The 25,856-nt window shown below is 37.0% G+C and carries 23 protein-coding genes and 1 tRNA gene; 15 read left to right on the forward strand and 9 right to left on the reverse strand.

All coding sequences use genetic code 11. The annotated features are described in order from the left end of the window. Positions 1 to 13 precede the first annotated feature (13 nt). Positions 14 to 379, forward strand: coding sequence for a 5-carboxymethyl-2-hydroxymuconate Delta-isomerase (locus ABDV70_RS00225; protein ID WP_343594505.1), 366 nt, complete (start codon positions 14 to 16; stop codon positions 377 to 379). A gap of 66 nt (positions 380 to 445) precedes the next feature. Here ABDV70_RS00225 and thiM read toward each other — a convergent pair whose 3' ends face one another. From thiM to ABDV70_RS00245, 4 genes are all read right to left on the reverse strand, one after another. Next, entirely contained in the window at positions 446 to 1,264 is an 819-nt protein-coding gene (gene thiM / locus ABDV70_RS00230; protein WP_343594506.1) for a hydroxyethylthiazole kinase, read from the reverse strand. 106 nt (positions 1,265 to 1,370) lie between these two features. After that, on the reverse strand, positions 1,371 to 1,844 hold the full coding sequence (locus tag ABDV70_RS00235; RefSeq protein WP_343594895.1) for a LysE family translocator: 474 nt from the start codon (positions 1,842 to 1,844) through the stop codon (positions 1,371 to 1,373). A 44-nt stretch (positions 1,845 to 1,888) separates the two neighbouring features. Beyond that, positions 1,889 to 3,046, reverse strand: a complete 1,158-nt coding sequence (locus ABDV70_RS00240) for a hypothetical protein (protein ID WP_343594507.1) — start codon at positions 3,044 to 3,046, stop codon at positions 1,889 to 1,891. Positions 3,047 to 3,263: 217 nt separating this feature from the next. Then, positions 3,264 to 3,518, reverse strand: a complete 255-nt coding sequence (locus ABDV70_RS00245; protein ID WP_343594508.1) for a hypothetical protein — start codon at positions 3,516 to 3,518, stop codon at positions 3,264 to 3,266. A gap of 315 nt (positions 3,519 to 3,833) precedes the next feature. Here ABDV70_RS00245 and pepN point away from each other — a divergent pair, with 315 nt between their 5' ends. The 6 genes from pepN (at position 3,834) to ABDV70_RS00275 (ending at position 8,666) form a co-directional block, all read left to right on the forward strand. After that, on the forward strand, positions 3,834 to 6,440 hold the full coding sequence (gene pepN / locus ABDV70_RS00250; RefSeq protein WP_343594509.1) for an aminopeptidase N: 2,607 nt from the start codon (positions 3,834 to 3,836) through the stop codon (positions 6,438 to 6,440). A gap of 432 nt (positions 6,441 to 6,872) precedes the next feature. Next, complete coding sequence (locus tag ABDV70_RS00255) at positions 6,873 to 7,052, forward strand: hypothetical protein (RefSeq protein ID WP_343594511.1); 180 nt, start codon at positions 6,873 to 6,875, stop codon at positions 7,050 to 7,052. A gap of 189 nt (positions 7,053 to 7,241) precedes the next feature. Further along, a tRNA-Met gene (locus ABDV70_RS00260) sits at positions 7,242 to 7,318 on the forward strand. 184 nt (positions 7,319 to 7,502) lie between these two features. Beyond that, the gene (locus ABDV70_RS00265) at positions 7,503 to 7,721 is read left to right on the forward strand and encodes a transposase (protein WP_343594513.1); all 219 of its coding nucleotides are present in this window, start codon (positions 7,503 to 7,505) and stop codon (positions 7,719 to 7,721) included. Between the two features lie 177 nt (positions 7,722 to 7,898). Then, positions 7,899 to 8,117 (forward strand): cold-shock protein, encoded by a 219-nt coding sequence (locus ABDV70_RS00270; RefSeq protein ID WP_343594514.1) that lies wholly within the window; start codon positions 7,899 to 7,901, stop codon positions 8,115 to 8,117. Positions 8,118 to 8,321: 204 nt separating this feature from the next. Continuing rightward, positions 8,322 to 8,666 (forward strand): SMR family transporter, encoded by a 345-nt coding sequence (locus tag ABDV70_RS00275; RefSeq protein WP_343594515.1) that lies wholly within the window; start codon positions 8,322 to 8,324, stop codon positions 8,664 to 8,666. Here the strand turns inward: ABDV70_RS00275 and leuE are convergent. The 3 genes from leuE to ABDV70_RS00290 all read right to left on the reverse strand — a co-directional run bounded on the left by leuE (position 8,663) and on the right by ABDV70_RS00290 (position 11,393). After that, positions 8,663 to 9,322, reverse strand: coding sequence for a leucine efflux protein LeuE (leuE, locus tag ABDV70_RS00280; protein ID WP_343594516.1), 660 nt, complete (start codon positions 9,320 to 9,322; stop codon positions 8,663 to 8,665). The two genes, ABDV70_RS00275 and leuE, sit on opposite strands and share 4 nt — an antisense overlap. 112 nt (positions 9,323 to 9,434) lie before the next feature. After that, positions 9,435 to 10,415 (reverse strand): transaldolase, encoded by a 981-nt coding sequence (tal, locus tag ABDV70_RS00285; protein WP_343594517.1) that lies wholly within the window; start codon positions 10,413 to 10,415, stop codon positions 9,435 to 9,437. A gap of 96 nt (positions 10,416 to 10,511) precedes the next feature. Beyond that, on the reverse strand, positions 10,512 to 11,393 hold the full coding sequence (locus ABDV70_RS00290) for a LysR family transcriptional regulator (protein ID WP_343594518.1): 882 nt from the start codon (positions 11,391 to 11,393) through the stop codon (positions 10,512 to 10,514). A 96-nt stretch (positions 11,394 to 11,489) separates the two neighbouring features. Here ABDV70_RS00290 and aceI point away from each other — a divergent pair, with 96 nt between their 5' ends. Beyond that, a complete protein-coding gene (gene aceI, locus ABDV70_RS00295) occupies positions 11,490 to 11,912 on the forward strand; it encodes a chlorhexidine efflux PACE transporter AceI (protein WP_343594519.1) in 423 nt (140 codons plus the stop codon). Positions 11,913 to 11,974: 62 nt separating this feature from the next. Here the strand turns inward: aceI and ahpC are convergent, their stop codons facing one another. Then, positions 11,975 to 12,538 (reverse strand): alkyl hydroperoxide reductase subunit C, encoded by a 564-nt coding sequence (ahpC, locus tag ABDV70_RS00300; RefSeq protein ID WP_343594521.1) that lies wholly within the window; start codon positions 12,536 to 12,538, stop codon positions 11,975 to 11,977. 324 nt (positions 12,539 to 12,862) lie between these two features. On the opposite strand from ahpC, the gene hrpA reads away from it, so the two are divergent. Both hrpA and ABDV70_RS00310 read left to right on the forward strand, forming a co-directional pair. Further along, positions 12,863 to 16,717, forward strand: coding sequence for an ATP-dependent RNA helicase HrpA (hrpA, locus tag ABDV70_RS00305; RefSeq protein WP_343594523.1), 3,855 nt, complete (start codon positions 12,863 to 12,865; stop codon positions 16,715 to 16,717). Between the two features lie 24 nt (positions 16,718 to 16,741). After that, positions 16,742 to 17,851, forward strand: a complete 1,110-nt coding sequence (locus ABDV70_RS00310; RefSeq protein WP_343594524.1) for a beta-ketoacyl-ACP synthase III — start codon at positions 16,742 to 16,744, stop codon at positions 17,849 to 17,851. A 67-nt stretch (positions 17,852 to 17,918) separates the two neighbouring features. On the opposite strand, the gene ABDV70_RS00315 is transcribed toward ABDV70_RS00310, so the two are convergent. Beyond that, positions 17,919 to 18,641 carry a pirin family protein gene (locus ABDV70_RS00315; protein WP_343594526.1) on the reverse strand — a complete coding sequence of 241 codons (723 nt, stop codon included), beginning with the start codon at positions 18,639 to 18,641 and terminating at the stop codon, positions 17,919 to 17,921. A gap of 247 nt (positions 18,642 to 18,888) precedes the next feature. On the opposite strand from ABDV70_RS00315, the gene cas1f reads away from it, so the two are divergent. The 5 genes from cas1f to cas6f all read left to right on the forward strand — a co-directional run bounded on the left by cas1f (position 18,889) and on the right by cas6f (position 25,721). Further along, a complete protein-coding gene (cas1f, locus tag ABDV70_RS00320) occupies positions 18,889 to 19,869 on the forward strand; it encodes a type I-F CRISPR-associated endonuclease Cas1f (RefSeq protein ID WP_343594528.1) in 981 nt (326 codons plus the stop codon). Further along, positions 19,866 to 22,916, forward strand: coding sequence for a CRISPR-associated helicase Cas3' (cas3, locus tag ABDV70_RS00325; protein WP_343594529.1), 3,051 nt, complete (start codon positions 19,866 to 19,868; stop codon positions 22,914 to 22,916). The genes cas1f and cas3 overlap by 4 nt, the downstream gene beginning before the upstream one ends. A 186-nt stretch (positions 22,917 to 23,102) precedes the next feature. Continuing rightward, positions 23,103 to 24,074, forward strand: coding sequence for a type I-Fv CRISPR-associated protein Cas7fv (gene cas7fv, locus ABDV70_RS00330; RefSeq protein ID WP_343594530.1), 972 nt, complete (start codon positions 23,103 to 23,105; stop codon positions 24,072 to 24,074). Positions 24,075 to 24,086: 12 nt separating this feature from the next. Further along, complete coding sequence (gene cas5fv, locus ABDV70_RS00335; protein ID WP_343594532.1) at positions 24,087 to 25,109, forward strand: type I-Fv CRISPR-associated protein Cas5fv; 1,023 nt, start codon at positions 24,087 to 24,089, stop codon at positions 25,107 to 25,109. Positions 25,110 to 25,118: 9 nt separating this feature from the next. Next, complete coding sequence (cas6f, locus tag ABDV70_RS00340; protein WP_343594533.1) at positions 25,119 to 25,721, forward strand: type I-F CRISPR-associated endoribonuclease Cas6/Csy4; 603 nt, start codon at positions 25,119 to 25,121, stop codon at positions 25,719 to 25,721. Positions 25,722 to 25,856 lie beyond the last annotated feature (135 nt).

Raw genomic sequence — 25,856 nt, forward strand, 5'->3', positions numbered from 1 at the left:
ACAAGGACATTCTATGCCACACCTTATTGTAGATTATTCACGCAATATCCATAACTTAGGACAAGAAAAACTTTTAAAACATTTAAATCAGGCGCTCATCACAACTGGGTTATTTATCGCATCAGATTTAAAATCTCGTATGTTTAAAGATGATGTTTTTGTCATTGGTGACAATGATGATTCTCAGGCATATATCCATGCCAGACTATTTATTTTGGCTGGACGCAGTGAAGCTGAGCGTGAGAAACTGAAAGACAGCTTATTTACAGCACTTAAAAACTTTAAAGGTTATGAAGCTTATACTTTAAATGTTCAGTTAAGTGTGGAATTGGTCGAAATCCCAACTGCGAACTATGCTAAAACTGAAGTTCAGCTTTAATGATGAAAAATTGCTAAAAAGTATTGAAGCCCTTGTTAAACAAGGGCTTTTCTTTGAGAGGTAAAATCAGTTAATAAAACGAATAGACATGTGTTGTTCTAGTTTTTCACGATTTAAACTAAAAAGTTCGTCCATAAAAGCAACACTAAAAGAACCGATAGATTGTGTTTTTGCAAAAGCCAACTGACCTGCAATTGCAAAATGAACATGTGCCGCAACTGTGGCAATCAAGGGCGAAGTGACTGCACAATAAGCTGCAATTAATGCTCCTAAAGCGCAGCCTGTTGCTGTCATTTTCGGTTGTAAGGCGCTTCCGCCATTTACTTCGATAATCTGGGGTGAATTGTGGGTCAGAATATAATCAGATTCACCCGAAATAGCGACACATTCACAATGTGCCAATAAACGGCTTGCCTGAGTGAAAACCTCTGAACTATTTAGTGTTGAATCGACGCCTTTTGATGAGCCATAACTCCCCGTTAAAGCATTCATTTCAGATGCATTACCACGAATGACGGTTGGGCGATATTGTAATAATTGATCTACCAGTTGACTGCGCCAAGCCAAAACAGCACCGTAACCAACAGGGTCAAGTACCCACGGTTTTTGAAGTTCTTGTGCGGTTTGCGCAGAAATTTGCGCTGCTTGTTGTTGAGCTTCTGTTGGCGTTCCCATATTGATATTTAAGGCAGCAACAACTTGAGTAAAACTTTTTGCTTCGAATGGATTGTCAATCATGGCAGGGGATGCACCACATGCCAGCAGTACATTGGCGACATATTGGCTTGCAACATGGTTAGTGATGCATTGTACCAACGGTGCCTGTTGTTGTAGTCGTTGCCAAGCGGTGATTACGTGTTGTTGTAGTTCAAAAAGAGAAGTCATATATTTTAACCAATGTACTAGGCCTTGGGATTTTTTAATATTTTATCAAATACTTAGATTATTAGCGAAATTATGTGTGATCGCCATTGACCAATGGTCAAAAACTCTAATCTTTAGATAATGCTAGACGCATACCAAGAGCAATAAAGATACTCCCACTCAAATATTGAAACAATTTCTGTGTATGATTTGACTGTTGTATAAATGTTTTAACCCATCCTGCAAAAAATGCACACACAATATCTGCTGAAGAAAAAATCAAATTGACGATTACGCCATATATTAAAAATTGTGCCCAAACGGGAATAGCAAATGAGTTAATAATAAATTGAGGTAAAAAAGCGATAAAAAACATAGCAGTTTTGGGATTTAAAACTTCAACAAGGATACTATTGAAGAAAGATTGTTTGGATAAGTCTGTCGTGTTTATATCTGCAATAGGAGAAATGCGTCGTCTAAATGCTTGAATCCCAAGCCAGATCAGCCACATTGCCCCCGCAATTTTAATGCACAGATACAAAGTAGGAACCAATTTAAGCAAAATAGCTAAACCTGCTGCGGCAGCAAATATTCTTTGAATTTATGATCAATTAATAGTATTAGAAATTGATCATAGTATAGACCTTATTGAGTGAAATAATGATCTTGATGTTGGCATTTTCGACAGGTTAGGGTGACATAACTGCCTGCATCGTACTCGACATCAAGTTGATTTGAACCGCAGTGCATACAGCGTTTGTCTGAATAAAAATGCAAACGAGGTTCGACCTTACGCCAAAGATGCTGAATCGGCTGGCTGAAAATACGTTGGTCATAGTTGAGAAAACGAAAATAAAAGATGCCACTCATGTGACTTAAAGGCAAATGTTCAGGACGTGGAAAATTTGAAGTTTCCCATTTTTCCGTGACCGCCCGTTCCCGATATTGCATCAGTGTTTTCTTTAGACGATGAGTATTTACAAAACCATCGTTACGCACCTCAAGTGCTTGTTGCTGATGTAAATAGGTTAATGCGGTGTGAATTAAGGAAAAAATTTGCTCAACAGCCAAGGTATCTAGCAAGCGGTAACATAATTGTTCAAAACTGGCATGGCCTGAAAACTGGACCTGCCAACTGCGGCAAACAGCCTGCGTAAATTGAATAATTTCCTGATACAACATCTGATAGAGTGTTTCTTTGACTTCACTACTTTGCTTAAAAGGTATGCCTTGGCTTAAATCTTCGTAAAACCAAGCTCGGAGACGTTGTGCCACACTAAACAGACTGGGTTCTGCATAACCATCTAAACGAAGATTTAAATAAAAAGTCGTGGGGTCATCAATCACTTGTGTCGGAATAAAAATCTGTTCTTTAATTAACTGTTTGAACAGAAATTGTTGAAACTGAAAGTTGGGTGAAATTGGGGCAAATTTTATTTTATCCCAATGGATGTATTCATCGTGTTGTACATCCTCACGGGCAATATCGTCTAATAACGCCAATAAAAATAATTTATGCAGCAAAGACAGTTTTTCAAGTGATCGAACTTCAATTTCTTTTTTAGACGAATGTCCCCGCCGTTCTTGCAAACGGGTTTCCTTCATCATTTTTTTACGTTTTTTTTGACAGTGATCACAGTGGCATGAATGACGGTCATTTTGAAAAACACGATGTTCGCAATGGCTACATTGGTGAAAAGACAATTCTTGATCAGAAAATTCAGCTTCTACCCAAAACATGGCTGCATGACACAAAGGACACAGTGTGCTGGCATCGAGTTGTTTTTGAAGAATTTGAATCACGTAATATTTACCTGCCAAGATGAAGTGAGTGATTATACATGCACAGGGTAGAAATGCTTCCGAAGTTCTTTTTTAACTTTCAAAATCAATTTTGCATTCTGTGGCATTGCGTCAGTTAAATGAATGAACTTTATACATGGGGACAATATTTCTGTGCACAAAAAACAAAAGATGGACAAAATGAAATTTATCCATCTTTTTTGCTATTGAATAGGTATTAAACAGGGCATGGCAACATTTCATCTTGTTGGCCAATGTCCTTGGCACGAATCATTGCCCGAATTTTTTTATGAGGAACTTTAAAGTGTCCACATTCATCGTAAATCGCCACTAAAGCTGAGACTTGTTCGGCTGAAATAGGTAAGCCTTCATGGGTCATAAATACAGCGATGACTTGATGATGAATGCCTGCATTATGCATTAAATGGATGGCTTTAAAACTCCCAACTCGATTGATTTGATCCTTAATCATCTCATCAACTCCTTTTTTACAGGAATCTTTACTGTGACATATTTTTGCGAACCGTGACTAGTGAAAATATGTAAGAGAAAAAATAGCAGACCATTGGTATGTGGTGATGAAAATGAATGTACTGAATCGTAGTCTAAAACAGGATAAAAATATCGTTGTTTAATGGTATAACAATATTATTTTCAACAAGTTCCAATTGAAAAAAGCATTTTTACCCAAATATACAACACATTGGCAGACAGTATATACAACATGGCGTATGATCAAAATCAAGAGATATGCCGTGGTAACGGTCAGAAAAGATTAGGATGAGATATGAATATTGCAGCGAATCCAGTGGTTGAAGCCGACGAAACGGTTTATTTAAAAGATTACCAAAAACCTGTTTTTTTAGTTGAATCAATTAACCTTGACATTCAGGTCTACGATGACCGTACTATGGTCGATTCATCATTGGTGATGACGCGTCAGACAGCAGGTGATTTGGTTCTACTCGGACGAGATTTAGAACTGCAATCTATTCAGTTAAATGGTCAAGTTTTAGCGTCAGATCAATATCAATTAGACAATGAAAAACTGGTAATTTTGAATGCACCAGATGAAGCATTGGTTCAAACACAAGTGGTGATTCACCCTGAAACCAACACCCAATTAGAAGGTTTATACAAAGCAGGTGATTTATTTGTTACGCAAAATGAACCAGAAGGTTTCCGTAAAATTACCTTTTACCCAGACCGCCCTGATGTATTGTCTGTTTTCACTACACGTGTAGAGGCCGATAAAAAATATCCAGTTTTGCTTGCCAATGGTAATTTGCTCGAAACTGGAGTGGTTGGAGATGATCGTCACTTTGCAATTTGGCAAGATCCAACCAAAAAACCAAGTTATTTATTTGCGTGTGTAGTGGGCGATCTCGCAGTTTTGAAAGACCGTTATGTGACCTCAGAAGGTCGTGATGTGGCTCTGGAAATCTATGCGATTGAAAAAGATATTCCAAAATGCAAAATTGCCATGCAAGCTTTGAAACATTCGATGCAATGGGACGAAGAGCACTATGGTCGAGCTTATGACCTTGATAATTATATGATTGTGGCGGTGAGTCAGTTCAACATGGGGGCAATGGAAAATAAAGGTTTAAATATCTTCAATACCTCATGCGTGCTTGCCGATGAAGAATACACTACTGACGCAGCCATTATGCGTGTACAGTCGGTGATTGCCCATGAATATTTCCATAACTGGACAGGAAACCGTATTACGTGCCGTGATTGGTTCCAGCTGTGTTTAAAAGAAGGCTTAACGGTTTTCCGTGACCAGTCTTTCTCTGAAGATTTACAATCTGCTGCGGTACAACGGATTGATGATGTTGCCGTACTTAAATCGCACCAGTTCCCAGAAGATGCTGGCCCATTGTCGCATCCGCCACGTCCAGACCACTTTGTTGAAATTAACAACTTTTATACCGCAACGGTTTATGAAAAAGGTGCGGAAATTAACCGCATGATGTCGACATTGTTGGGCAAAGAAAAATACCGTCAAGGGACAGATGAATACTTCCGCCGTCATGATGGGCAGGCTGTAACTGTAGAAGATTGGGTGAGTGCATTGTCGGCAGGTTCTGGGGTTGATTTATCGGCATTTTTACTCTGGTATAATCAACCGGGTACACCAAAGCTAGAAGCAAAAGGTGAATATGATGCAACTGCACAAACGTATCGTTTAAGCTTTAAACAAAGCCTAAAAGTACATCCAAAATATCCAAATCTAAAAGCAGTTCCGATTCCTGTTGCATTGGCACTGTTTAATGCCAAAACAGGTGAGCAATATACGCTGCAAAGTGCGGATTTGTTTGTAAATGGAGTGAAAGATGGGGTGTACTTGTTTGATCAAGACAGCGCAACCATCGAATTTACAGGTGTTACTGAACAGCCAGTGGTCTCATTGCTGCGTAATTTTTCAGCACCTGTCAATTTAGACTTTGATTACAGCAATGATGAGTTGGCATTTTTAATTCAGCATGAAACTAACGGTTTTAACCAGTGGCAAGCTGCACAAACTTTGCTTGAGCGTATCTTGTTACAAGACCATGAAGTGCAACCGTATATTCAAGCAATTAAAAATACAATTCCTGACTTAGTTGCTAAAGACCCGTTATTAGCATCACGTTTGCTGGATGTTCCAGCCGAAGGGTATTTAGGTAGTCGTATCGACAGTGCCTATGAACCTGAAGTTGTGCAAGAGAAACGAAATTCGGTACTTGAGACTTTGGCACGTGAGTTAGGTGATTTTTGGAAAGCGACTTACTTAACCCTTGACCCTGCATTGCAAAATGATTTTTCACAAGCAATGGGTGAACGTGCATTGAAAAATATTATGTTGAGCATGATGGCTCGCCAAGGCGATGACAGTGCCTTTACGTTGGCGTATGCACAATATCAACAAACATTGAACATGTCTGAACGCCTAGGTGCGTTACGTGTTTTAGTATGGAATGATGCACCGCAAGCAGAACAGGCATTGGCAGATTTTTATACGCGTTATAAAGATGAAGCTTTGTCTTTGGATCAGTGGTTTTTGGTGCAAGCTGCCAATCCGAATGCCACAGCACAAAGCATTCAGGCATTAACACAACATCCAGATTATGATTTGGGTACACCAAACCGTGTAAGGTCTGTTAGTGGTGGTTTAAGTAATAATCCTGTCAATGCGTGGAATTTTGGTGTTGCACATTTTGTTAGTTTGGCTGAATATCTTGATGAGAAAAACCCGATTTTAGGTTCTCGCTTATTACAAGTGCTTTCTCGTTGGTATACTTTGGCAGAACCACACCGTAGCCATGTTCAAAGTGAGTTGAAAGCACTGCAAACCCGTGTTAAATCTAAGAACGTGACTGAAACACTTAATAGTATGTTAAGTGTTTAAATTTCAGTAAACGAGGGTCTGCCGAAATTTCATAAATGTTTTCGGTAAACCCTATTAATTTTCCATTTAGATAGGGTGTTATTTTCTAAACTGGGGAATAGCACTTTTTTTAATGATAATGATAAAGCACAACAATTTACGATAGGTTCTTATAAAACGAATTTTATGTCATGTCGGCATGTGATTGTGTGATGTCAATACTCTACATTATTCTCGATAATGTCATGATGAATCGCATCAATGTTCTATCATCCTTTATGAACTATGTTTGATCCGTATCTGACTGTTTCTTATTCTCTAAAAAAGAGATGACTGTTTATAATAAATATACAAAATATGGCGTCTCTTTAGTTTATAAAATTAGAAGTAACAAATGATGTATAGAAAAGTTTAGTAAACCATTTTATTTTCATTGTTTTAAAGGAGTGATCAATGAAAAATTTATTACTTGTTGTTGCCATGTTAAGTGGTTTAGGTTTAACAGGATGTGCTGTTTATACGCCTGGCGGTGGTAGTCTTGTGGTTGATCCAGATGGACGTTATTCAGATGGTCATGGCAATGGTCATGGTAATTTCTGTCCTCCTGGGCAGGCGAAGAAAGGGAACTGTTGATTCGTTGAATAAGCAATTTCACTGAACCATACACTCTCTTTTTAGCGTGTAATGCCAACCTTATAAGCATGAAGTTGAATTTAATAACAAAAATTAAGGTTGGCTGGGTCAGTGGAGTGTTCTATTTTTGAGAAAAACAAATAAAATTTGCTTTATTGTATTAAATCACGTATAAATGCCACTCCTTAATGCGGGGTGGAGCAGTCTGGTAGCTCGTCGGGCTCATAACCCGAAGGTCGTTGGTTCAAATCCAACCCCCGCATCCAGTATTTATTTATGCTCTGTGAAAATATAAACTTCTCTCGATATGAGAAAAGGAATTAGCTTCCATAATTCAACTAAAGCTAATGTAATGATTATTAAAACCTAGAATTTATCGTTTTAAACCTAATCTAGTGATGCAATCAAAACTGTTAAAACACATGAGCTCATCTATGAGTCGATGTAATTGTGAAAAAATTAAATGAATGGCATGTTGCAACTGCAACCAATGGTCATGAAATATATGTAAAAGTGATTCCGCTTAAACGGATACAAAATTCTGTAGAAGGTCATCAATGGGTTGAGGTTGGAAAAATGATCCAACTGACATCTGGCGAAGAAATTGAATTCAATCTTGATCGTAAAAGCTTCTATACGTCGTATAATCAGCTATATCGATTAAATTAGTAAAGAAATAGGTTGTAAAAGACTTATAACCCTGTATAGTAAACGTCAACTAGAAAAATATTCGTGTTTCAGTAAATTCACCTTGCTTCGTAGTTTTATTATTTAATCCTTCGTTTGTAAAAGATTTATAAGGTTCATCGTATATTTTTTATAAGTTCCATTCATGAGGATTTTTAAATGAGTAATACAACTCTAGGTACAGTAAAGTGGTTTAACGAAACTAAAGGTTTCGGTTTTATTAGCACAGATGCAGGCGAAGACATTTTTGCGCATTTCAGCGAAATCGCAACTGAAGGCTTTAAAACATTACTTGAAGGCCAACGTGTAGAATTTACTGTTGTAAATGGTAAAAAAGGCCTACAAGCAAGCAACATTAGTGTTGTAAAAACTCGCTAAGATGCCAGTTTAAAAACTTTATATAAAGTTTATAACCTCATTCAAAATAGAATGAGGTTTTTTTTATTCTTTTTAAATAGATTTGAATAAATATTATGTATATTAAAATAATATTTTTGGTTTAAATATTTACTTTTAACACATATTGCAGAAAAAACTGAAAACTTATTAAAATGCGATAACCACTTAAAACCGAATCAGCTTATGAATCCATTATTACAGGCATATTTATTATTAGTATTCGCGATCATCACAGAGGTTTTAGGAACCGCATTTTTAGTTAAGTCTGAGGGATTTACACGTTTAGTTCCATCATTGTGTGTGATTTTGCTTTATGGCTGTTCTTTTTATAGTTTGTCACAAGTTACCAAAACGTTGAATATTGGTGTTGTGTACGCTATTTGGAGTGGTGTTGGTATTATTTTTACAGTTATTCTAGGCTACTATCTGTTTAAGCAGGTATTGGATACACCTGCATTAATCGGCATTGGATTTATTGTACTTGGGGTTTTAGTTATGAATCTGTTTTCAAAAACAATCGGTCATTAAACTGTTGAAAGCGCAAGTTTTAAGCTAAAGCCTAAAAATAAGAAACCAACCGTACAAATTGCGATGCTAGATAGGCGGTAGTGCTGAGAAAAATAACCTGCCAATTTGCGTCCACTAAAGATAAGCATGCTCAAATAACTAAAACTAATGGTTTGTAGAATTACAGCCAGACATAAAAAACTTAAGGCAGGAGAAGGTGCTTTTTCATCTACAAATTGCACGAAAAAAGACAAGAAAAATAAAATTGCTTTTGGGTTTAATAGGCTGATAGTTAATGCTGTACGATAGGGGTTTTGTGCTTTACTGAGTTCAGAAATATCTTCAGCAATGGTTGCTGATTCGACATGATTGCTTTTTTCCCATGTAGTAATACTATGTAAAAACAGTTTGATACCTAAATAACCGAGGTATAACGCACCGATAATTTTAAGTGCCAAAAAGGTAAAAGGGTAAGTGTGTAAGATGGATGCTGCACCAAGTACTGTTGCTAAAATAAGCAGGCTATCACCTGTAATAATTCCAAAAGCGGCATAATAACCTGCTCGGATGCCATATCTTGAAGCCGTTGCCAACAAATACAATGAATTTGGCCCAGGAAGTAAAACAATTAAAATTGTACCTACAATAAATGTAGAAAGATGAACAATGCCCAGCATGGAAAGCCTAAAATTAGATTTTGGTGAATAAATACAGGATGAAAAAAATAAAAGGTGTATTTTACAGCATAAAATACACCTTGGATGATTTAAAATCGGTTCAAATCATCTGTTATGGTTGTAGCTCTGCATCTTCTCCAAAGCTTTGGCGTAAAAGTAAATTCAGTTGATCACGGGCTTTGATAAAACCATCAATGCCTGATTGTAAAAGCTGAAATGCCATTAAATCATGTTCAAGTTGGTCTTTAAATTCAGCCTGACTGATTTCAGTTGTCGCATTTTGACCATGTTGAGTTGCAATTAGCTGAGCGGTGACATGGCGTTGCTCTTGTTCAAGCTGCGCCAACAAATTAGGGGCGACGGTCAACAGGTCACAACCTGCCAATGCCAACACCTGATCTACGCTACGGAAACTAGCACCCATCACTTCAGTTTGAATACCATGTGCTTTGTAGTAGTCATAAATTGCTTTAACAGAAAGCACACCTGGGTCTTTTTCAATTGGATATGCTGTTACGTTTTCGGCTTTTTTGTACCAATCTAGAATACGCCCTACAAATGGAGAAATTAACGTCACTTTAGCATCGGCACATGCCTTTGCTTGATGCAAACCAAAGAGTAAGGTGAGGTTACAGTGAATGCCTTCGGCTTCAAGGGCTTTTGCAGCTTGAATACCTTCCCATGTTGATGCGATTTTGATAAGAATATGATTTTGTTCAATACCATATTGCGCATACAGTGCCAATAACTCTTTGGCTTTAGCAATTGTTGCTTGGGTATCATAAGACAAACTTGCATCGACTTCGGTAGAAACGCGACCTTCGATTAATTTTAAAATTTCTACACCAAATTTAACGGTTAAAATATCAATAGTACGTTCAATCAGTGCATCAGCGGTATAGCCTTCTTGTTTTGCCTGAGTGTAGGCATCTTCAATTAGAGTTTTGTTTTCTGGCTGAGATGCTGCGGCTGTAATTAATGATGGATTTGTAGTCGCATCAAGTGGTCGGAATTTTTCAATGGCGGTGAGGTCACTGCTGTCGGCAACGATGGTTGTCAATGTTTTTAATTGGGATAATGCTGAACTTGTCATTACAAAAAGATCTTTTTTTGTCGATTAATAGATCTTTTATAGCATAACTTTTTTCTGAATATCGCGTAATAAATCAGCAAAAGCGTAGTATTTTCTTTACTGGCGTTGGCTGCGGAGATGATCGATTAAAAATCGTGCTGCTGAGCCAAGTTTACTTTCTCTATTCCAAACCAAGTCCACGAGGTATTCAAGGTTAGGGCTAAAATCTGTAATTTTTAAAATCGTTAATTCTTGTTCGAGTTGAGAATTTTCCTGAAAAATTTCCAGTGGCAATACGCCCCAACCTAAATGACGAGAGATCAATATTCTTGCAGAGTGATGATTATCTGTACGCCAGTAGTTTTTTGAAATTAATAACTCAGGTTTAATTTGTTGATTGCGGCTGGCAACAACAATTTGTCGTGTTTGTAACAGTTGTTCATAAGAAATCTGGGGTTCTTGCGCCAATGGATGATTCTTAGAGATGACGGGCACCAGCACTTCTTTTTTTAATTCAACAAATTGTTCTCTATAGTCGAGATGTTCTCGCTCAAACATTAGTGCTAGTTGAGCCGACTCATCAAGAAGCATTTGTAAGGCATCTTCTTGAGGGGCTGAGAAAATATTAATTTTCAGGCTTGGGAACTGCCGTTCAAGTAACGCAATATAATCAACCCAATTGGTATGGATGAGTTCAGATACAATGACAATATTTAATGCAGCTTCAAGCCCAGAGCCGAGTGCATACGCATGCTGTTTCCATTGTTGCATGTCAGTCAAAAGTTGTAAGGTGCGTTCATAGAGTTGATGTGCTGCTGCGGTAGCAACGGGTTCACGTCCGACGCGTTCAAAAAGTTTTAGATTTAAATCAATTTCTAAATTGGCAATCGACATGCTCACAGTTGAAGGAACTTTTCCCAATTGTCGTGCAGCAGCAGAGAAAGAGCCAGTTTCCATGACAACTTTAAAAATATTGAGTTGTTCTTGATTAATATTCATCTATCAATTTTTTTGAAAGAATCTGATTATAATAATCAAAATTATAAAAATATAATAGTCATTATTCAACAAGACAAGGTATGAAAGCGTGTCATTATGTTCATTTCAAAAAGAAGATTAATTCATGCAATGAGTTATGAAGGGATTTTATTACTGATCGTGACGTTTGGTTTGAGCCGCTTATTTGATCTTCCGACTGAACTAACGGGTACGTTGGCAGTTTTAATGGCAATTGTGGCGATGTTCTGGAACATGCTGTTTAATCATTTTTTTGAAAAACTGGAACATGCGTTTCAATTGAAACGTAGTTTGGGCTTGCGTGTGTTACATGCGCTGGGTTTTGAAGGCGGTTTGCTGGTGGTGAGTGTGCCGATGATTGCTTATATTATGCAGTTGGGCTTATGGAATGCTTTTTTATTGGATATCGGCTTAACGCTATGTATTTTAGTATATACCTTTATTTTTCAATGGTGTTTTGACAGTATCGAACAAAAATGGTTTCAAACAAAAATGGTATAATCGCTCAATAAAAAGAACCACGCAAAATGCGTGGTTCTTTTTGATTAAAATCTAGATTTAACTTAGATTTTACCTACTAGGTCGATTGAAGGTGCAAGTGTTGTTTCACCTTCTTTCCATTTTGCAGGGCAAACTTCACCTGGATGAGATGCAACATATTGTGCTGCTTTTACTTTACGAAGAAGTTCAGTTGCATCACGACCAATGCCGCCTGCATTTACTTCAACGATTTGGATTTTACCTTCAGGATCGATAACGAAAGTACCACGGTCTGCAAGACCAGCTTCTTCAATTAATACGTCGAAGTTTTTAGAAAGAATCCAAGTTGGATCTGCAACCATTGGGTATTGGATTTTTTTGATTGCTTCAGAAGTGTCATGCCAAGCTTTGTGCGTGAAATGTGTATCTGTTGAAACTGAGTAGATTTCTACACCTAATTTTTGGAATTCAGCGTAATTGTCTGCCAAATCTTCAAGTTCAGTTGGACATACGAAAGTGAAGTCAGCTGGATAGAAGAATACAACAGACCATTTACCTTTAAGGTCAGCTTCTGTTACTTCGATGAATTGACCTTTGTGAAATGCATTTGCTTTAAAAGGTTTAACTTCTGTATTAATTAAGCCCATTTTTATCTCCATTTAGTCGTTGAAGTCAGTGTTTGTTTACGAGATTTAGAATAAATAATTTTTATCTATTGAGGAAATAGTATTTTTTAATGCAAAGAATCGGAAAATTGAATGACGATTTTTTGCGACTATTTCCGTACCTTTGACAGTACTTTATATGAGATGAATGACAATATAAAGACTGTTCGATGACTGCCTATTTACATTGGGGGTGATCATCAAAATTCAAGGTTGAAAGGCTAAAAAAAATGAAAAAATCTATCGCTTTCTATCATGGGCAGAGTCGAGTAAAATGCCTTTTTTGATTGTGTAGGAAAGGTATCTGTGCAAAGTGGTTTAAATGTAGATCAATTGGTTATGGCGCGTGACCGACATCGTTTAAATCGGCTAGGTAGAGGTAAAGATGCAAATCCGAAACAATATCAGGAACTGTTTGATAAATCTCACGCTCAGGTTGTTGCACGTCTAGATCGCCTCCCTAATATTAAACTCAATCAGGATTTACCTGTCACCCAATATGCAGATCGCTTAATTACAGCAATACAAAAGCATCAAGTGATTATTGTGGCAGGGGAAACTGGCTCAGGTAAAACCACCCAGTTACCACAAATTGCCATGCTTGCAGGGCGTGGTTTAACAGGCATGATTGGACATACGCAGCCGCGCCGTTTGGCTGCCCGAAGCGTATCGCAACGGATTGCCGAAGAAGTAGGTGAAAAATTAGGTGAATCCATCAGTTTTAAAGTCCGTTTTAATGAGCAAGGCTCCAATGATTCAATCGTTCGTTTAATGACGGATGGTATTTTGCTTGCTGAATTGACGCATGATCGTTATTTAAGCAAGTACGATACAATTATTATTGATGAAGCGCATGAGCGTTCATTAAATATTGACTTTATTATGGGTTATTTAAAACAATTATTACCCAAACGCCCTGATTTAAAAGTCATTATTACGTCGGCAACCTTAGATGTAAATCGTTTTAGTGGCTACTTTAACAATGCGCCTATTTTTGAAGTTGAAGGGCGTAGTTTTCCTGTAGAAGTGCGTTATCGTCCTATTTCCGAATTAAATATTGGTGGTAGTGATGATGATGAATTTGATAATTTCGAGGAAAATTTACCTAGAGCCGTGGTACAGGCGGTTGAAGAGTGTTTTGCCGATGCTGCAGAAAAAGGGCATCCAGAACATGCGGATATTTTGATTTTTTCCAGTACTGAGCAGGAAATTCGAGAGCTTCAGGAAACTTTACAAAAATATGGCCCTCGCCATACCCAAATCTTACCGCTTTATGCCCGTTTAGCGTTGGCAGAACAACAAAAAATCTTTAATCCAACAGGCGGTGGTCGACGGATTATTATTGCGACCAACGTGGCGGAAACGGCTTTAACCGTTCCGAATATTCGTTATGTGATTGATGCAGGTTTTGCCCGTATTTCGCGCTATAATTATCGTTCACGGGTACAGCGTTTACCGATTGAAGCTGTTTCACAAGCGGCTGCAAATCAGCGTAAAGGACGATGTGGTCGTATTGCACCGGGGATGTGTATTCGACTGTACAGCGAGGAAGATTTTTTAAGCCGTCCAGAATTTACAGAACCCGAAATTAAACGTACCAATCTGGCTTCGGTGATTTTGCAGATGCAAAGTCTGGGATTGGGGCAGCTTGAACAGTTTGATTTTATTGAACCGCCTGACCATCGTTTGGTCAATGATGGGCGGAAATTGTTAATTGAACTAGGTGCGTTAAACGAGAAAAAAGGTGAACTCACCAAAGTTGGACAAATGATGGCGCATATGCCAATTGACCCACGTTTGGCTCGGATGTTGGTGGGCGGTGCGCATTTTGGTGTACTCAATGAAGTTTTGGTGATTGTCAGTGCCTTAGCTGTGCAAGACCCACGTGAACGTCCTGCTGATAAACAAACTCAAGCTGACCAAAAACATGCGCTGTTTAAAGAAGCTGACTCAGACTTTTTATTTTATTTAAAGCTGTGGGATACGATACAGAATAATCGTGAGCAAATGAGCGAAAATAAACGTCGTCAATTTGCAAAACAGCATTTTTTAAGTTGGTTGCGTTTGCGTGAATGGCGACAAACCCATAGCCAATTGCTTGATTTGGTAAAAGGTTTAAAATTAACCTTTAATGATAAGCCCGCAAGTTATGAAAATTTACATCGCGCTTTATTAACTGGGTTATTGTCTTTTATTGCCAATAAAACTGATGAACGCAATATTTTTATGGCGGTGCGTCAGCAAAAAGCCAAAGTTTTTCCTGCCAGTACTTTACACAAGACCAATACGCCGTGGATTATGGCATTTGAAATGGTCGAAACATCGCAAGTCTATTTACGGACTTTGGCAAAAATTGACCCTGAATGGATTTTGTTGGCGGCACGAGATTTATTGAAGCATCATTACTTTGAACCGCATTGGTCGAAAAAAGCAGGAATTGTAAATGCGTATGATCAAATTTCATTGTTTGGTTTGATTATTGAACCAAAACGCCTGATTAATTTTGAAAAAGTCGACCATCCTGCTGCCCATGAAATTTTTCTAAGAGATGCACTGACCACAGGTCACTTGGGCATCACGCCGCCATTTTTAAAACACAATTTGCTAAAACTTGAAGAAGTTGAGCGTGTTGAAGATAAATTGCGTCGTCGTGATTTGGTAGTGGACGAAGAAACCATTTACCAGTTTTATGCAGCACGTGTACCAATTGAAATTGCCAGTCGAAGTAGTTTTGAAGATTGGCGAGCCACCATCGAACCGAAACAACCGCGTTATTTATTTGTTGAGGATGATGCGCTTTGGCAAAGTGACCGACCAACCACGCAACAATTTCCAGATTATTTACACAATGGCGAGTTACGCCTTGCCACCAGTTACCGTTTTGACCCGAGCCATGACCAAGATGGTGCAACGGTTAAAATTCCTGTGCAGGCATTGGCACAGGTCGATGAAGATTTATGGTCGTGGGGAATTCCTGGGTGGCGTTTAGAGTTAATTGAAGCATTATTAAAAGCCTTACCTAAAGACAAACGCCGTAATTTGGTTCCAATTCCAGATACCGCACACAAGCTGATTAAAGGGATTGATGCGACTCATTTAAGAACGCATCTATTTAAATATTTAGCTTTTGCACTCCGTGGTGAGAATATCACTGAAAAGGATTTTTCTTTTGAGCGAATCGAACAATATTTGGTTCCGTTTATTATTGTTGTAGATGAAAAAGGGCGTACGCTTGAAAAAGGACGTGACTTAGCTGAACTTAAAGCCCGTTGCCGTACAGAAACGCACCGACCTGTGAAACAAATGAAAGGTGAGTTTAAAACTTTCCCTGACAGTTTTGTGTTTGAAGCCTCTCAAAAAGTGACAGGCGTGATTGTGAAGCAATATCAAGCCTTGGTGCCGACAAAAGCCTTTGCTGATTTGGAACAAAAAGATGAATCGGGTGTGGTGGTTCAAACTTTTAATGATCAGCAAGAGGCGATTCGCAAACACAAACAGGGGATTATCCGTTTAATTCATTTGCAATTGGGTGATGTGATTCGCCAATTGAAAAAGCAGATCTCTAAACCGATGGCGTTGGCATTTTCACCACTGGGTGATAAAGCAAAACTTGAGCAGATGCTGGTTTATGCGACGCTAGATCAGGCAATTCAAGAACTTCCTGTCGATTCAGACAGTTACCAACAAATGCTCATGATGGTCAAGCAGCAATTCTTGACACATGGACAACAGGTTTTGGCAGTTTTGAATGATATTTTTATTTCATGGCAAAATATCCGTCGCCAGTTGTTGAGTATCGATGGTGATATTTTTGGTAAAAGTATTGATGATATTGAAGATCAGTTGGATTTGATGCGTTTGGATAGCTTTGTCTATACACAACCTTTGGACGTTTGGCAAGCATTCCCACGCTTCTTAAAGGCACTGATTGTGCGACTGGAGCGTCTACCAAATAATCTCCAAAGAGATACTTCTGCCATTGATCAGATCGACCCTTGGATGGAAAAATTGTTTACTTTTAAACATGATCCTCGCTTAAATGAATTGTATTTAATGGTTGAAGAATTTCGGATTTCATTATTTTCCCAGCCGATGAAAACCAAAATCCCTGTTTCGGCAGCACGGTTGCAGAAATTATGGGAGCATTCTGCACTGAGTTAGAGGATCAAAATACAGGAGTTTTACATGAGCATTCGGATTACTGGCACAGGGTTGTATCATCCTGAAAGCTATATTACCAATGAAGAACTGGTGGCAAGCTTGAATGCCTATGTAGCACAATATAACCAGCAGAACGCTGACAAAATTGCAGCAGGTGAGTTGACTGAACTCCAAGGTTCAAGTGCCGAATTTATTGAAAAAGCTTCAGGTATTCAGCGTCGTTATGTTGTGGAAAAAGATGGGATTTTGGACATTAACCGCATGCGTCCAAAACTGCAACAGCGTTCAAATGATGAATTATCATTACAGGCAGAGTGGGGCGTAATTGCAGCAAAACGGGCAATGGAAAACGCCAATGTGACTGCTGAAGATATTGATGTGGTGATTTTAGCATGTTCCAATATGCAGCGTGCTTATCCTGCGATTTCGATTGAAATTCAATCGCAACTGGGGATTCAAGGTTATGCCTATGACATGAATGTGGCGTGTTCTTCGGCAACTTTTGCAATCCAACAAGCCTACAGTGCAATTAAAACAGGCGCACGCCGTGTATTATTGGTCAATGCTGAAATTACCTCGGGGCATTTGGATTTTACTCAGCGTGATAGCCATTTTATTTTTGGTGATGTGGCAACGGCTGCTATTCTTGAAGATACCGAAAACAAAACAGGTTATGAAGTTTTAGATATTCATTTACAAACTCAATTTTCAAATAATATTCGTAATAATTTTGGTTTTTTAAACCGTTGCGAAGATGCTTTTGGCGAAGGTTTACTGTTTAAACAAGACGGGCGAAAAGTCTTTAAAGAAGTTTGCCCATTGGTTGCAAAAATTATTACTCAACAACTTGAAAAAAATCAATTAACTGCTGAACAAATAAAGCGTTTTTGGTTGCATCAGGCAAATGCCAGCATGAATGAGTTGATCTTAAAATATGTGGCGGGTAAAGAGGCTGATTTGGCTCGTGCACCGATTATTTTAGATGAATTTGCCAATACCTCATCGGCTGGAGTGATCATTGCTTTGCATAAAACAGGACATGAAGTGCAGAATGATGAATATGCTGTTTTAAGTTCTTTTGGTGCAGGGTATTCAGTTGGGTCTGTTTTATTGCGTAAAAAAGTCGTCAGTTGAGTGAAGAATTGACTCAAATAAAAAAAGCTGGATGAAAAATTCCAGCCTTTTTAGTATTTACAATGATTTATAACATTGTTGGTAATTCATTTGGTCGCATATCAAAAACCAAGACTTCAGCATTGTTACCCTTGCTAAATGACAATGTGCCACCTTTGCGGATACGTGCAGCATCACCTGTATTAAAGGTTTTACCATTAATATCTAAGCGACCTTTGGCAACGTGAACATAAACGTAACGACCATCAGAAATGGTAAAATCAGCCGTTTCATCGCCATCAAACAAACCTGAATAAATATTGATATCCTGTTTAATTGCCAATGCTTTTTCACCACCATTGGGGGAAATCATCAAATGCAATTTGCCTCGTTTATCAGCTTCATCGATGTGTAGTTGTTGATATTCTGGTGTGGTACGTGCTTGATTTGGCACAACCCAAATTTGTAGAAAATGAACATTCTCTTGATTTGAATGATTAAATTCACTATGTGCTACACCGCGACCCGCACTCATCAATTGAATGTCCCCAGGGACAATAATTGAACCTGTTCCCATAGAGTCTTTATGTTCTAAAGCGCCTTCAAGCACATAAGAAATAATTTCCATGTTTTGATGCGGGTGGGTTCCAAAGCCTTTTGCTGGTGCAACAGTATCATCATTGATAACCAATAGGTCTGAAAAGCCAACTTGTTTTGGATCCCAATAATTGGCAAAAGAAAAACTATGACGAGATTGTAACCAGCCATGATGTGCTGCGCCACGCTCACCAGATAATCGCATATCAAACATGATCTGAACTCCTTCTATTTGTTTCAGTATATCCAAATTGTAAAAATGAATAAGCATCGAAATTAGGACTGTTCTATGTAACTTTTGCAACGATGTGGGGGATGTAAATTTTCTAAAGGAAAAATAGTTCAGTTTTGTATGAAAAAAAGATGACGACATACGGTGTCGTATTGAACTCATTATTCATTTTATTAAATGAAATAAGATGATAGATTAAAGATAAATAAACTGTATCTAGAAAAATAAAATGGAACAACTCAATCCATCTGATTTAAAAGCAATATTACATTCTAAACGGGCAAATTTGTATTATCTGGAACATGCCAGAGTGATGCAAAAAGATGGTCGGGTGCTGTACTTGACCGAAGCAAAAAATGAAAACCAATATTGGAACATCCCGATTGCCAATACCACAGTCATTTTACTTGGAACGGGGACATCCATTACTCAAGCCGCAATGCGAATGCTTTGTAGTGCTGGCGTATTGGTTGGGTTTTGTGGTGGTGGCGGTACGCCTTTATTTTCAGGGAGTGAAGTGGAATGGCTGACCCCACAAAGTGAATATCGTCCGACTGAGTACATGCAAGGGTGGATGAGTTTCTGGTTTGATGACAGCAAACGTTTAGAAGTCGCCAAGCAGTTTCAATTTTCCCGTATCGAATTTATTCGTAAAGTTTGGGCAAAAGATAAAGATTTAAAAGATGAAGGTTTTTATCTGGATGATCAAGATATTGAACTCGCTCTGAATCAGTTTGAAAAGAAAATTCCGCTACAAAGCAAAGTAGGCGATTTACTACTTACCGAAGCAGCAACTACTAAACTTTTATATAAAGCTGCGGCTAAACGCTGCGGTGCAAAAGACTTTAGCCGCAACCCAGAACAAGGTGACTTAGCCAATGATTTTCTCAATCATGGCAATTATTTGGCATACGGGCTTGCGGCAACCACACTTTGGGTGTTGGGAATTTCACATAGTTTTGCGGTAATGCACGGTAAAACCCGTCGGGGCGCTTTGGTTTTTGATGTTGCCGATTTGGTGAAAGATGCTGTGATTTTACCTTGGGCATTTATTTGTGCCAAAGAGGGTGCAACTGAGCAAGAGTTCCGTCAACAGGTGTTACAGAAGCTGACAGAGCATAAATGCTTGGATTGGATGTTTGATGCTGTGAAAGAGGTAGCTTTGAACACTAATCGTGTAGTGGGGAGCAAGGGAGAAGATCAACCATGATTGTCACCTTTATTTCTCAATGTGAAAAGAAAGCCTTAGCCAGAACCCGCCGTGTCTTAGATGCATTTGCAGATCGGATTGGGGATAACACATGGCAAACGGTTATTACAGAAGATGGTTTGTTGGCGGTTAAAAAATTATTGCTAAAAACTGCCAGTAAAAACACCGCCGTGAGCTGTCACCGAATCGCTACTCGAAGACGAACAGAGTTGGTCTGGATTGTGGGGAATCGTAGTAAATTTAGTAGTGAAGGTATTGTGCCTGTAAATTGGACGACAAAGGAATTATTTATGGATTTACCACTTGAAACAAAGAAAATTTTAGCAAATACACATGGTCAACCACTAAGTGAACATTTATTTGCAGTAGGTTACTTGGCTTATCAAATTATTGATCAATTAAAGATTGATAATCAAAATCTTGCGCAGTCTGCATTTATTGCTGGAATATTACATGATATAGGAAAATTAGATCCACAATTCCAACAATGGGTAAATAAAAAAATAGATAAGTCTGATGAAGATATCATACTTCCAGAAGACGGCGTACATATTGATACCAGTATTCGAGGTTTTAAAGAATTTTCTTTTGAAGAACATCCTCGTCACAATGAAATATCTTGGTTATTTGCCGAATCATTATTAACTAATAATACTCAACTCAATTATTCACAAATTAATCAGATTTTTCATGGTATTTACTGGCATCATACTCGTCCTTATCGTAAAGATGAAAAGTTTTTCAATAAAGCAGAAGGTGTTGATAAAAAATTTAAAAACTCATTAACTGAAATGACTATAGAAAAGGTAATTGATCAACTAGTTGCAGTTTTAAAAGATATTCAGTTTATTAGTAAAAATTTCAAGATTGATGAATTCGATTATGAAAATTTAGTACCCAAATGGTCGTATACTTACCAACTTACAAAGAATGATTTACCAAATTACAAGAATTACAATGATTTATCTCAAAAAATAGATGAGTTTGTTAAGGATATTCAACCCAATGCTCTAAATAATTTAGTACGGATGGCTGTAATTAGTGCAGATAGAGTTGTATCAGCAATGTCAGCTGAGGATTTAGCAGAATATCTAGTAGAAGGTACATTACATCATGCGTTAGATAATCTATTTCAAGAAAATAGTCAACTTTCTAATGATATTCGACATTGTATTGATGGATTTTTGAAAAAATATCCTGATAGTGAACGTAATATTTTACAGGCTCAAGCATCATCTAATCTTGCACAATTACAAGACAATGCAGATTTTGATGATTTGTCTAATGTGGCTGTATTACAAGGTCCCGCAGGCTGCGGTAAAACTAAGATTGCGTTAGAGTGGGCACTAAAAACAGATGTACAGAAAATCATTTGGGTTTGTCCACGAGTCCAAGTTTGTTTGGGATTACTACATGATTTAACAGAAGATAATTTTTTACCTAATAGTCGTATTGAAATTTTTACAGGTGAATATAAAAAAATATTAAAAGATGGTACAACTTTTGATCTAGCACCTGAGACAGAACCTAGTGATTATTTTACTGGAGATGTGGTGATTACAACGATTGATCAAGTCATAAATAATATTATTTCACATCAGAAAGCAACTGGTATGATCAATTTTATGCAGGCTCATGTTGTATTTGATGAGTTTCATGAGTTGATTTCAATGCCAGCTTTTAATTTGTTTTTTGCAGAATTGATTGAAGCAAAAAAAATGAAAAAGCAATTTGCAAATACACTCTTAGTTTCTGCTACGCCTCATGATTATTTTGTAGAAAATATTTTAAAAATAGACTCAAGTTATATCATACGCGTCCCTAGTTTTAACCAAGCTAATTATAAAATTGAGTTTTTAAATTATGATGAAACAAAGGAGGGTAGTCCTTTAGTTACACAAACTATGATTGATGAGAAGACAACTTTTATAATTACAAATACAGCACAAGATGCTCAATTAGGGTTTTTGCTACATCAAAATAAAGAAAACAGTATTTTATTACATTCTAAATATACTAAAAATGATAAATCAGAATGGTTTGATCAAGTATTTGATAGTTTTAAGCGTAATGGGAGTAGTAAATATAGAATTTTACGCAGTGGTCCTATTGTTCAAGCATCATTGAATATTAGTTGTGAGCGTATGTGGACTGATTTAACTAATGCGGAGAATTGGTTACAACGATTAGGGAGGTTAGATCGTTTTAATACCAATAAAGCAATTAATATTTATACAACTGTATTACCAAAATCTGCTGAAAATGGTAAACAGAATAGTAATAAAGCAAAATTTTTGGCAAATATGAATGTATGGCAAAGTACAGTTGCTTGGTTTGAATTTTTAAAAAAATCCCTATATGAAAAAAACAAAGATTTATTTAAAATTAATGAGTTATATGAGATTTATCAAAGTTTTTATGCTGATCAGGCTTGCCAAAGAAAAATTTCTGAAGATATACAAAAATCTTTATGTGAAAGCGTTCAACTCATCAATCAAAAAGTACTAGATCCTATTAGCATGCCTTGCCGCAATAAAAAGAATAAAGATAGCGTTGCAAAAATTGCAAGTGTTTCATTACGTGGTGATAATCGTTTTGTACAAATGGCAGTTTGTAATGTTAGTGATGACTTACAACCAACTTTTATCAATGAGTATGCTTATCCAGAAAATACTGATCATAGCAAAGTAAGTATTGGTTTAACTGAATCGACCGATAAGATTCAAGGTGGTCGCTTTGAGATGAGGGATAGTAATCGAAATTTACTGGCTTTTATGCACAGTAAACATCATAACGTCATGAAGGCAAAAAAATTGGATGATATAGAGTATAAAAAATCGAATCGTGATTTTGAGCTACTTAAATTAGCTCGTTCGCCTGAATATCCGATCTATCTCAGTTATACACCAGAAGATTTGGAGCCTATAGGTGGTGAAAGTGTCAGACATTCTTATGCTATGTACTATGTTCGAACAGTAAAACAGCCTGTAGGAATTATGAGTATTGATAAGTTGACTAACCCTCAAGTTGTTGAGAGTGAGTCATAAAATAAGCTGCCTGTACAGCAGAAAAGACATTTTAAAGTGCTACTTACTAAGCTGCTTTTACAACAGGTGGAAAGTATAGCATAATTAATTTTTATATAAAGTGCTACGGTAAAAAATATAGTACTGAGATGTTGTAATAAGTTGAGTGAAAACTCGTTGTTTAAACAATTCATGAGAGTATTAAAAATGGAAAAAGTAACAGGTATTAAAAGTGTTGATTTTAAAGTAATTGCTGTTGGTCATGGTGTTGTAAACTGGAATGGTCCAACAACAGTAAGTAATAATGGTGTTGAAATTAATAACCATACAATGCCAAAACTACGTGGCTATACCAATCTAACAGGAAAAGTTAAGGAAACTGGCTATAAATATAAAAAAGAAGCAACTGATATTAATTTTGAAGATAATCCGTTATATATCAGTCAAAACTGTATTCGCCATCACTTATTCCGTGACCAAGCGTTTGATCTACATTTTGCAGCAGAAAAGAGCTTGGATTTAGTTCTAGCTTCACTCACGGGGCTACTTCGTGGATATGTTGTTCCGGCCAGTCAATGCAAACGCACTAGCCCTTTGTTGCTTGAAGATTTTGTTGATACATTGGGTAATGGTAATTTTGAACAAATGGGTCGCTCAGGTTCTAAAGAAAAAGAAAAAAATAAGAAAGGTGAAGAATCTAGTAATTCATTTTTTTCTAAAACCACATTTGGAGATACTGAATATACCTCTTATGGTTCAATTAGCATTGAACAGTTAGAATTTATTTCTCTGGATAATAAATTTGATCGTGCTGCTATGATTATAAAGGATAATCAAGGTCAAGAAGTTGCACAAAAAGTACAAGACTTTATTCAGTCTCTTGCGCCAGAGCGTCAGCCTAAAGCTGTTTTTCATCCAAATTATGTACGTAAAGGTACAATCTACCAAGAAGGTGAAACTGGTATTTTACTAGATCAAGAGGCAATAGATATTTTAATCAAAACGGCACTTGATTTAATTACTAATTTATCTATTCGTCAGGCTAAAGGTTATATGTATGTTGATAGTATTGAAGTGGACTATAACGACAGTAATAAAATGATGCGAATCAAACGTAGTCCAGATGAGATTTCTCCTGAACCTAAAACAAATTATGCTGTGTATTTTGTAGCCAAATAAGTTGAGGATAATATGAGAATCATCATTGAATATGAATCCTCATGGCGAAATTCTTTTTTAGATGGCAGTAACGATGAGCCATTACCCAAAAAAGGACGCAATTTTATTGCATCCATGACTGAACTAAAAAAACCTGAGAATTTTTATCAACGAACTATCACAAAAAATACAGTGATGGGTATTTTAAGTCGTCTGATTGGTGACCAACGTAAGTTATATATAGCTCGTCAAAGTGAACATTATTACTTTGGTGATAAGGAACAATTGATTACTTTTGAAGATAAACCAAAAGTCATTAACCATGAAATTGCTTATATCCGTAATATGAAAGGTAGTACAGACCAGAATTCATTTACAGGTATGATTAAAGTTAATGACCCTATCTTTTTATCGGACTATTCTCAAGATTTTTGGGGCGTATTATCACTTAATGTTGAACAATTGTGTGACTTTATTTTAGATGGGAAATCAGTGAATCAATTTTCTATTGAAAATTCTATATCACTTGATCCTATATCTGTTTTAAATCGACTTGAAATTATTGGTAAATCTAAACCGTTAGAAGCTATAGATAGAGTTAAGGAGGCATCTAATAAACTCTTGACGCGATTTGAAAAGTATAAGCCATTCAATGCAAAAGGTTTACAACTTATTTTACCTATGTATTGTTCCGCTTTGTATCTACAGTTACAACGCCTAGAAACTAAATATGATATGGCTAGTGCAAAGTCAAAAATGGGTGGAATTAGTGGTATTTCAAATAATGGCTTTACCCCCAAAGACTTTATGGATAAATATACTACTGGGGAAAAAAAGCTGATTTATGGCAATCCTTATATACATGAGGAATTTATTAAAGGTGAAGGTAAAGTTAAGCATAATCTCACTAAAGCCAGTGGGCAACTTGAAATTACCCTTAATGTTGAAGTAAACATTGCTAAAGAGCTTAAAACCATGATTGAAGATGCAGGTGTTTCAGCTTTTTATATGGGTAAAAAGGGTCTGGCCTATGTGTCTGCTATGCACCTACGATAAGGAAAAAGGATGAATTATTATATTGAACTCACTTTAATTGATAGCTCAGATTTCTCTTTCTATGAAATATGGTCAAAATTCTACACCCAACTTCATCTTGCTTTGGTTGAGCAAAAAGATGAGAACGGTAATACGCCATTTGGGATGAGTTTTCCTGAATATAAAATTGGTCAAGATAAGAACGGAAAATCATTTTTTCATTTAGGTTCAAAGTTGCGTGTTTTTGCTCAGACTGAATTACAGCTTGAGCAGCTTAATTTAGACCATTGGTTAGAACGATTAACTGACTATGTGCATATTAAACGTGTTCGAGAAGTGCCCGCAGGGGCATATCCTGTGCATTATGAACGAGTGCGTCCCAAAGATAGTAAGTTAAAGCGAGCAGCTCATCAGGCACAACGTCGAAATACTTCTCTTGAAGAATCTTTAAAACATTTTGAAGGTTATCAAGAAGAAACATTAAATTTGCCATTTGTTCAGGTAAATAGCTTAACAAATAGCTCAAAATTTAACTTATTTATTCGACGTCATCAGTTGGCTGAGCCTGTCATGGGTAACTTTAATACTTATGGATTAAGCAAAAATGCGACTGTTCCTGAATGGTCGGATTAAGTAAAAATACCCAATATTTTTATGACTCTTTAACAGATTAATAAAATCAATAAGTTACAATAGTGAGGGGAAACTTGGGTCATTTTATGATTCTAGTACTTAAGTCGCTGTTGTAACTTAATTTTTTTGTGTTAT

Origin of the sequence: Acinetobacter sp. (assembly GCF_039596015.1) — a bacterium.
Classification (GTDB): Bacteria; Pseudomonadota; Gammaproteobacteria; order Pseudomonadales; family Moraxellaceae; genus Acinetobacter.